This is a genomic window from Streptomyces sp. NPDC041784, assembly GCF_055591025.1.
Map to the genome: position 1 here is coordinate 199,962 of NZ_JBVJAB010000009.1, position 8,987 is coordinate 208,948.

The window sequence follows — 8,987 nt, forward strand, 5'->3', positions numbered from 1 at the left end:
GGGTGCTCAGGGAGCCCAGGGAGCCGCAGGCGGGGTGGGTACCATCACTGTCAGAAGCACCAGCGTGGTCAATCAAATGACGGCGACCGCGGAGTGCGTGACGGGCGAAACCGTCGTTGGCGGCGGGTTCATTCTCGGTCAGGGAAACGCGAGGACCAGTTTCCCGTCCGGTGGTACACCGCCCGGATGGACGGTCACCACCACCGCCAACCAGGACATCACTGCCTTCGTGATCTGCGCCGACACGACACCGTGACGTAACCCCCGCGACGGTGCCCCGAGGCCCCCGCCTCGCGGCACCGTCCGCACGTCAGCGGCTCTGGACCAGCAGCGGCCCCCCGCACCGGGCCGCGCCGTCCTTCATCGCGATGAGGTTGGCGACGACGTACGAGATGTTCTTCTCGGAGTGCCACTCGGACGGGAAGTACGTGGCCAGCCGCGAACTCTGGAACCTGGCCTCCAGGTCGGGCACGAAGGCGCGGTACTGGTCGTCCGTGTAGTACCAGAAGGAGTTCTCGTTGTAGTAGGCGACGTGACTCGGGTCCTGGTACGCGCCGCGGCCGTCGGAGCTGGGCGTGGTCGTCAGGAGCATGCCGCCGGGGGCCAGCAGCCGGTACAGCTCGTTGATCAGCGGCACCTTCGCGGGCACGTGCTCGAGGAAGTTCACCGCCCGCAGCAGCCCGACGGAGTCGTCGGGCAGGTCCACCTTTCCGGGCAGCGTCGCGACGATGTCGACGCCTTCGCCCGGGAGCTTGTCCACGCCCATGTAGCCGGGCGGCTTCCGCCGGGCCGAGCCCAGGTCCAGCGCGATCAGCCCACGGCGGAGCGTCCAGGCGAGCGCGTTGGCCTCGATGTACTTGTCGTACAGGGCGACCGTCTCGCGCTGGATGAAGGCGTTGATCTCCGGGTCGCGCTGGGTGTTGGCCGGGTGCATCCGCTGGAGGTACAGACAGCGCGGGACGTGGTGGAAGTCGCCGACGTGGAACAGACGGCACATCAGGTCCTGGTCGTCGAGCACCGTGCGGTCGGCGTCGTACCCGCCGGCCTTGTCGTACGCGTCCTTGCGGAACGCCCGGACGTGGTTGGGCGCGTACCAGATGTAGGACACGTTGTGCGGGGTCGGGGCCATGGACCTGACCTGGAGGAGCTTGCGGCCGTCGACCCGCACGTCCTCGTAGTGCCAGCCGTGCGCCTCGTTGAACCGGCTGTCGTCCCGCTTGCCGTCCTCGGTGATCTGCGCGGTGTTGCTGTAGACGAAGACGGTGTCGGGCTGTGCGTCGAAGGCCTTGGCGAGTTCCGCCAGACACGCCTTCGCCAGCAGGTCGTCGTGGTCCAGCTCGACCAGGATGTCGCCGCGCGCCAGTTCACAGGCCCGGCGCTTCGCCGCTCCGACGCCGACGAGGTCGTCCGCGATCTCCACCCGGATCCGCTCGTCGGGGCGCTCCGGGCGCCATCGGGCGCCGTTGTTGAGCAGGACGATCCACTCCCAGTCCGGACAGGTCTGCGCCTGGAGCGTCGCCAGGCACTCGTCGAGGAAGCGGGGGCGGTGGCTGGGGGTGAAGACGGAGAACCTCGGGGTGGCGGTCGAGGTCATCTGATGCTCCTACCTGGCTCGATATCGGGCAGAGAATGCGAAATACCTGAATTCATCCGGTACTTGCGCTGTTCGGAGCATTTTCGCCGACGGGGTGAATACGTCGTGGCGACGTGACCGGCCGGCGGGCGATCGGGCCGCGCAGACCACCCGCATGCACGCATCAAGAAAGCTGGCGGCCGAGCGCGCGGTCCTCCGCCGGCTCCGGCCGCGGCGTCCGGGCGGGCACCACGGGCCGCGTCCGCGTCGCGCGCTGGGCACGTTCGACGGCCTGCCCCCAGTACGTTCCGGCGACGATCAGGACGGCGCCGAGTGCGGAGAGCGCGGTGAGCCGCTCGTCGCCGAAGCCGATGCCGACCGCGAGGGCCCAGACCGGCTCGGTGCCCAGGAGGAGACTCGCCCTGGTCGCGGAGGTGCGCTGCACCGCCCAGGTCTGCGCGAGGAACGCGAACAGACCGCAGAACAGGGCGAGGTGGAGGAGCTGGGCCCAGGTCGCCGCGTCGGTCCGGGCGAGCAGCGGCAGAGCGGCCGCCGCCGGCGGGAGGAACAGCACCGTACCGACGACGCTCTGGACGGCGGTCAGCTGCAGCGGGCGCAGCGTCCGGCCCGCGGTGAGCCGTCCGACGAGCACCAGATGGCCCGCCCGGACCACCGCCGCCGCGAGCATCAGCAGATCGCCGGTGCCGGGAGCGCGCAGACCCGTGCCGGACACCAGCAGGGCGACGCCCCCGACGCACAGACCGGCGGCGAGGAAGAACCGCACCGGCAGCCCGCCCCGTCGTCCGGCGCGGTCCAGGAGCGGAGTGAGGACGAGGGTGAGGCTGATGATCAGGCCCGCGTTGGCGGCGCTGGTGTGCGCGACGCCGTACGTCTCCAGGACGAGGACGGCGGCCTGGGTGACCCCGAGCAGGGATCCGCGGGCGAGTTCGTTCCGGGTGAGGGGACCGGAGGTCCGTACCGCGGCGGCGACGACGGCGACGCAGGCGACGGCCGAGATGGCGTAGCGCAGGAAGAGGACGAGGAGGACCGGTGTGGTTTCCGTGGCCGTCTTCGCCGTCAGATAGCTGGAGCCCCAGACGACGGCGACGGCCAGGAGCACCACGTCCGTACGACGGGTGGCTGGCATGGCGTCCACGATTCCTGACCAGCACGTTGAAGTAAACGACGAGTTGCTCAACCAACCCTGTAGCGAAGCTACACTGTGCCGATGGACGAGAGGCAGCTGCGGATCCTGCGGGAGCTGGGCGAACTGGGCAGCGTCACCGCGGTCGCCGAGGCGCTGCGGGTGACGCCCTCGGCGGTCTCCCAGCAGCTCCGGCTGCTCCAGCGGTCGATCCCCGTCCCGCTCACCGAACGCGCCGGACGGCGGCTGGTCCTCACCGCCGCCGGGCAGGCCCTGGCCGAGGCCGCGATCGGGGTGGAGACGGCCCTGGCCCGGGCGCGGCACGCCGTCGACGCGTTCGTCGACCAGCCCGGTGGCAGGGTCTCGGTGGCGGCCTTCCACAGCGGGGCCGCGGCGTTCTTCCCCCTGCTGCTGCGCGGCCTGGACGCCCCGGGATCGCCCCGCGTCACCCTCCACGACGAGGACGTCGCCCAGGACGACTTCCCGCCCCTGACCCGCCACTACGACCTCGTCGTCGCCCACCGCCTCGACCACGCGCCGGTGTGGCCCCGGACCACGACGGTCACGCCCCTGCTGCGCGAGCCGCTCGACATCGCCCTGCCCGCCGGTCACCCCCTGGCGGCGCGGCCCCGGCTGACCCCGGCCGAGGTCGCGGACCAGCCGTGGATCACCGTCCACGACGGCTTTCCGCTCCTGGCCACCGTCGAGGCCGTCGCCGTCGCCGCCGGGCGGCGCCTCGACATCGTCCATCGCGTCAACGAGATCTCGGTGGTCGCGGAGCTGGTCGCGGCCGGCGGCGGAGTCGCCCTGATGCCCCGCTGGACGGCCCGCCCGCACCCCGACGTGGTCCTCAGACCGCTCGACGGCGTCCGGGCCAGCCGCCACGTGGACGTGCTCCACCGCCCCGAGCGCACCGCCCGCCGGGCCGTACGCACCGTGCTCGCCGAACTGACGCGCGCCGCGGAGACGGTACGCACCCGCGCCGACCGCGCCGCGGGTCAGGCCTCCGACGGGTAGCGGGCGCTCAAGGTGTCCCGGTGCTCTCGCTGCTCTCGGTGCTCCCGAGGGCGTCCAGGATGCGGCCGGCGGCCCGTGTGGCCGTCAACGCGCCGTCCCTGACCTGCTGTTCGAGCGCGGGGGCCAGGGCCCGTACCGCGGGATCGGCGTGCAGCCGGTCCAGCAGCTCGTCGCGGACCATGGTCCACGTCCAGTCGACCTGCTGGTCGCGCCGCTTGGCGGTGAGCCGGCCGGTCGAGTCCAGCAGCGTACGGTGCTGTTCGAGGCGCTCCCAGACGGTGTCCAGGCCGGCCGACTCGCGGGCGCTGCAACTCAGCACGGGCGGGGTCCAGACCGCGTCCGCGCCGTGCATCAGCCGCAGCGCGCCCGCCAGTTCCCGTGCCGCCGCGCGGGCGTCGCGCTCGTGCGGGCCGTCCGCCTTGTTGACGGCGATCACGTCGGCCAGCTCCAGGACGCCCTTCTTGATGCCCTGGAGCTGGTCGCCGGTGCGGGCCAGGGTGAGCAGCAGGAAGGAGTCGACCATGTTCGCGACCGCGGTCTCGGACTGGCCGACGCCGACCGTCTCCACCAGGATCACGTCGTACCCGGCCGCCTCCATCACCACGATCGACTCCCGGGTCGCCTTGGCGACCCCGCCGAGCGTGCCCGCGGTGGGGGAGGGGCGGACGAAGGCCGCCGGATCGACGGCCAGCCGCTCCATCCGGGTCTTGTCGCCCAGGATCGAGCCGCCCGTACGGCTGGACGACGGATCGACGGCGAGCACCGCCACCCGGTGCCCGAGCGAGGTCAGCAGCGTGCCGAACGCGTCGATGAACGTCGACTTGCCCACGCCCGGCACACCGCTGACCCCGATCCGCCGCGCCCGCCCGCTGTGCGGGAGCAGCTCGGTCAGCAACTCCTGGGCCAGCACCCGGTGCTGGGGCCGGGTGGACTCGACGAGCGTGATCGCGCGCGCGATCACGGCCCGCTTCCCGTCGAGGACACCCTTCACATAGGCGTCGACATCGATCACAGGCTGTGCCCGAGGTCGGTGGCCAGCCGCGCGACCAGGTCGTACGCGGCGTCCGGGATCACCGTGCCGGGCGGGAAGACGGCCGCCGCGCCCATCTCCAGCAGGGTCGGCACGTCCTGCGGCGGGATCACCCCGCCCACCACGATCATGATGTCCTCCCGCCCCTCCTCGGCCAGCTGCTCGCGCAGTGCCGGGACGAGGGTGAGGTGCCCGGCGGCCAGCGAGGACACCCCGACGATGTGCACGTCCGCCTCGACCGCCTGCCGGGCCACCTCGGCGGGCGTCTGGAACAGCGGGCCGACGTCGACGTCGAAGCCGAGGTCGGCGAAGGCGGTGGCGATCACCTTCTGGCCGCGGTCGTGGCCGTCCTGGCCCATCTTGGCGACCAGGATGCGGGGCCGGCGGCCCTCGGCCTCCGCGAACGCGGACACCAGGCCTCGGGTGCGTTCCACGGTGGGGGACTCACCTGCTTCGTTGCGGTACACGCCGGAGATCGTACGGATCTGGCTCGCGTGCCGCCCGTACACCTTCTCCAGGGCGTCGGAGATCTCGCCGACCGTGGCCTTCGCGCGGGCCGCTTCCACCGCCAGCTCCAGCAGGTTGCCCTCGCCGCCGGCCGCCCGGGTGAGCGCGTCGAGCGAGTCCTGGCAGGCCCGCTCGTCCCGCTCCGCGCGCAGCCGCCGCAGCTTCTCGATCTGCTGGGCGCGCACCGAGGAGTTGTCGACCTTGAGGACGTCGATCGCCTCGTCGTTCTCCACCCGGTACTTGTTCACGCCGATCACCGGCTGGCGCCCGGAGTCGATCCGGGCCTGGGTGCGGGCGGCGGCCTCCTCGATGCGCAGTTTCGGGATGCCCGCGTCGATGGCCTTTGCCATGCCGCCCGCCCGCTCCACCTCCTGGATGTGCTGCCAGGCCCGCCGGGCCAGGTCGTACGTCAGCTTCTCCACGTACGCGCTGCCGCCCCACGGGTCGATGACCCGGGTCGTGCCGGACTCCTGCTGGATGAGCAGCTGGGTGTTGCGGGCGATGCGTGCCGAGAAGTCCGTGGGCAGCGCCAGGGCCTCGTCGAGGGCGTTGGTGTGCAGCGACTGCGTGTGGCCCTGGGTGGCCGCCATCGCCTCCACACAGGTGCGCGTGACGTTGTTGAAGACGTCCTGCGCGGTCAGCGACCAGCCGGAGGTCTGCGAATGGGTGCGCAGGGACAGCGACTTGGAGTTCTTCGGGTCGAACTGTTTCACCAGCTTCGCCCACAGCAGCCGCGCCGCGCGCAGTTTGGCGACCTCCATGAAGAAGTTCATGCCGATCGCCCAGAAGAACGACAGCCGGGGCGCGAACGCGTCCACGTCCAGACCGGCCTCGCGGCCCGCCCGGATGTACTCCACGCCGTCGGCGAGGGTGTACGCCAGCTCCAGGTCGGCCGTCGCCCCGGCCTCCTGGATGTGGTAGCCGGAGATGGAGATCGAGTTGTACCGGGGCATCCGCTGCGAGGTGTACGCGAAGATGTCGGAGATGATCCGCATCGACGGCTTCGGCGGATAGATGTAGGTGTTGCGGACCATGAACTCCTTGAGGATGTCGTTCTGGATGGTCCCGGCCAGCTTCTCGGGCGGTACGCCCTGTTCCTCGGCGGCCACGATGTACAGCGCCAAGACCGGCAGCACGGCGCCGTTCATGGTCATCGACACGGTCATCTTGTCCAGCGGGATGCCGTCGAACAGCTGCCGCATGTCGTAGATCGAGTCGATCGCCACGCCCGCCATGCCGACGTCACCGGTCACCCGCGGGTGGTCGCTGTCGTAACCGCGGTGCGTGGGCAGGTCGAAGGCGACCGACAGGCCCTTCTGGCCGGCGGCCAGGTTGCGGCGGTAGAAGGCGTTGGACTCCTCGGCCGTGGAGAAGCCCGCGTACTGGCGGATCGTCCACGGCTGGTTGACGTACATCGTGGGGTACGGGCCGCGCAGATACGGGGCGATGCCCGGGTGGGTGCCCAGGAAGTCCAGGCCCTCCAGGTCCTGCCCCGTGTAGAGCGGCTTGACCGGGATGCCCTCCGGGGTCTCCCAGAGCAGGTCGTCCCCGCCCGCCGCCCGCTTCACGGCCGTACGCCACTCGTCGGCGCCGCCGCCGGCCGTGGGGGTCCCCAGGTCGATCCCGGAGAAGTCGGGGATTTCCATCAGGACACTCCCATGCGGTCGAGGGTGGCGGTCAGGACGGCGACGGCGTCACAGCCCGCGAAGACATAGGCGTCGACATCGGCGTACGGCCCGGGACGGCCGGCCAGGAACACCTGCGTGGCACCGGCTGCCTTGAGCTGCCCGGCGACGGCGGCCGCCTGCTCCTCGTACACGGCGTCGCTGGAGCACAGCACGGCCTCGGCGGCGCCGCTCTCCTCGAAGGTGCCCTCGGTGACGGGCTCGATGCCGCCCGCCTGGAACAGGTTGGCGGCGAAGCCGGCCCGCGCGGTGTGCGCGGCGGCCGGGCCGAGCGAGGCCAGATAGATCCGCGGCCGTGCGCCGGTGGCGGCCAGATGCGCGTCGGAGCGGGCGCGCAGGGCCTCGTACGCCTCGTCGCGCCGCACCCGCGGCAGACCGCCGGACGGCTGCTCGGGCGCGGGGGCGCGCTCCACGGGCTTCTCCCCGAGGAACGGGAACTCGCTGACACCGGTGACGGGTTCGCGCCGCTTGGCGATCCCGGCGGCGCGGGCCGCCCAGGTGTCGGCCAGGTCCTTGCCGAGGTCGCCGGAGCGCAACGCGGCGGCCTGGCCGCCGAGTCGCTCGATCCGCCGGAAGAACTCCCAGCCCGCGTGGGCCAGTTCGTCGGTGAGCCGCTCCACGTACCAGGAGCCGCCCGCCGGGTCGATCACCCGCGCCAGATGGGACTCCTCGACCAGGATCGTCGAGGTGTTGCGGGCGATCCGGCGCGCGAAGGCGTCGGGCAGGCCCAGGTCGTGGTCGAAGGGCAGCACGGTCACGGCGTCGGCGCCGCCGACCCCGGCCGCGAGCGTGGCGACCGTGGCGCGCAGCATGTTCACCCACGGGTCGCGGCGGGTCGTCATCACCGGCGAGGTCACGACGTGCTGGAGCTGAGCGCCGGCGCCCGGGGCGCCGCAGACCTCGGCGACCCGCGCCCACAGCCGGCGGGCCGCCCGCAGCTTGGCGATGGTGAGGAACTGGTCGGCGGTCGCCGCGTACCGGAACTCCAGCTGGGCGCAGGCCCGCTCGACGCTCAGCCCGGCACCGGTCAGCGCCCGCAGATACGCCACGCCGGTCGCGAGGGAGGCGCCCAGCTCCTGCGCGGCGGAGCCGCCGGCCTCGTGGTACGGCAGCGCGTCCACGGTCAGGGCCCGCAGCCCCGGGTACTCCTCGGCGCACAGTCCGGCGAGGGCGAGGGCCGGCGCGAGGTCGGCGGCCTGCCCGGTGCGGGCCTCGTGGGCGAGGGGGTCGGCGCCGAGGTTGCCGCGCGCCGCCTCCTTGGCGACGCCCCGCTCCTCGTACAGCCGCAGCAGCTCCCGCGCGGCGGGTTCGGTGGCGCTTCCCGCGTCGAGGACCACGGGGGCCAGGTCGAGGTAGACGCCGTCGAGCACCTGGGCGAGCGACGACACGGGAACGCCCGTGTCGCCGACGGTCAGCCACAGCGAGGTGACGCCGTTCTCCAGGTCGGCGAGGACCGCCTCGCCGTCCGCCGTCGTGTGCCGCTGCCGTACGTCCCAGCCGCCCGCGGTGTTCCCCTCGGCGCGGCTGCCGCGTACGAAGGGCGCGAACCCCGGGAAGCCGGGATCGGGCGCGGTGTCGCGCGCGGTGTACAGAGGGCGGGTGCGCAACCCGTCCTCGAGGGTGGTGGACAGGGCTTCCTCGGCTTCGGCGCCCTCGACGTCCTTGCCCGACTTGCGTAGTACGCCCGAAACTAGGCGTTGCCACTGCTCGTGGGTGGTGTCAGGGAACTCGCCGGCCAGCTCGAGCCCGTCGTCAGGCAGGACCGTCATGCTCGGATGCTAGGACAGAGACGCAAAGGAGCAGCAGAGGGGGGGCTGTGACCTTTCCCTCGTCGTGGCTGTGACCTTGGCCGCTCGGCCCCGGCGGACCCGTGGGATCGGCACCCGTGGACCCGTTGGATCGGCCCCGCGGGCCCCGTGGGAGACGAGCGCCGGCGCGCGGATCTGTTGTTCTCTCTTCGGTGGTCCCCGCTGCCCGCCCCTACAAGCCGTTTTTAGCGGCCAGCCCGGGGGGGGGGAGGAGGTGGGGGGA

General features: G+C 72.2%; 7 protein-coding genes. 2 read left to right on the forward strand and 5 right to left on the reverse strand.

What is annotated here, in order from left to right; all coding sequences use genetic code 11:
* The first annotated feature begins 34 nt into the window (after positions 1 to 34).
* The gene (locus ACZ6D7_RS21290) at positions 35 to 256 is read left to right on the forward strand and encodes a hypothetical protein (RefSeq protein ID WP_469492660.1); all 222 of its coding nucleotides are present in this window, start codon (positions 35 to 37) and stop codon (positions 254 to 256) included.
* A 54-nt stretch (positions 257 to 310) separates the two neighbouring features.
* Here ACZ6D7_RS21290 and ACZ6D7_RS21295 read toward each other — a convergent pair whose 3' ends face one another.
* Both ACZ6D7_RS21295 and ACZ6D7_RS21300 read right to left on the reverse strand, forming a co-directional pair.
* The gene (locus ACZ6D7_RS21295; RefSeq protein WP_469492662.1) at positions 311 to 1,594 is read right to left on the reverse strand and encodes a glycosyltransferase; all 1,284 of its coding nucleotides are present in this window, start codon (positions 1,592 to 1,594) and stop codon (positions 311 to 313) included.
* Positions 1,595 to 1,757: 163 nt separating this feature from the next.
* Positions 1,758 to 2,720, reverse strand: coding sequence for a DMT family transporter (locus ACZ6D7_RS21300; protein WP_469492665.1), 963 nt, complete (start codon positions 2,718 to 2,720; stop codon positions 1,758 to 1,760).
* Between the two features lie 81 nt (positions 2,721 to 2,801).
* Here ACZ6D7_RS21300 and ACZ6D7_RS21305 point away from each other — a divergent pair, with 81 nt between their 5' ends.
* Positions 2,802 to 3,734, forward strand: coding sequence for a LysR family transcriptional regulator (locus ACZ6D7_RS21305; protein ID WP_469492667.1), 933 nt, complete (start codon positions 2,802 to 2,804; stop codon positions 3,732 to 3,734).
* Positions 3,735 to 3,741: 7 nt separating this feature from the next.
* Here ACZ6D7_RS21305 and meaB read toward each other — a convergent pair whose 3' ends face one another.
* Genes meaB through ACZ6D7_RS21320 form a run of 3 tightly spaced genes read right to left on the reverse strand, consistent with a single transcriptional unit; the run spans position 3,742 to position 8,725 of the window.
* Positions 3,742 to 4,746 carry a methylmalonyl Co-A mutase-associated GTPase MeaB gene (meaB, locus tag ACZ6D7_RS21310; RefSeq protein ID WP_469492670.1) on the reverse strand — a complete coding sequence of 335 codons (1,005 nt, stop codon included), beginning with the start codon at positions 4,744 to 4,746 and terminating at the stop codon, positions 3,742 to 3,744.
* Positions 4,743 to 6,917 carry a methylmalonyl-CoA mutase gene (scpA, locus tag ACZ6D7_RS21315; protein ID WP_469492672.1) on the reverse strand — a complete coding sequence of 725 codons (2,175 nt, stop codon included), beginning with the start codon at positions 6,915 to 6,917 and terminating at the stop codon, positions 4,743 to 4,745. The genes meaB and scpA overlap by 4 nt, the downstream gene beginning before the upstream one ends.
* Positions 6,917 to 8,725 carry a methylmalonyl-CoA mutase family protein gene (locus ACZ6D7_RS21320; RefSeq protein WP_469492675.1) on the reverse strand — a complete coding sequence of 603 codons (1,809 nt, stop codon included), beginning with the start codon at positions 8,723 to 8,725 and terminating at the stop codon, positions 6,917 to 6,919. The genes scpA and ACZ6D7_RS21320 overlap by 1 nt, the downstream gene beginning before the upstream one ends.
* Positions 8,726 to 8,987 lie beyond the last annotated feature (262 nt).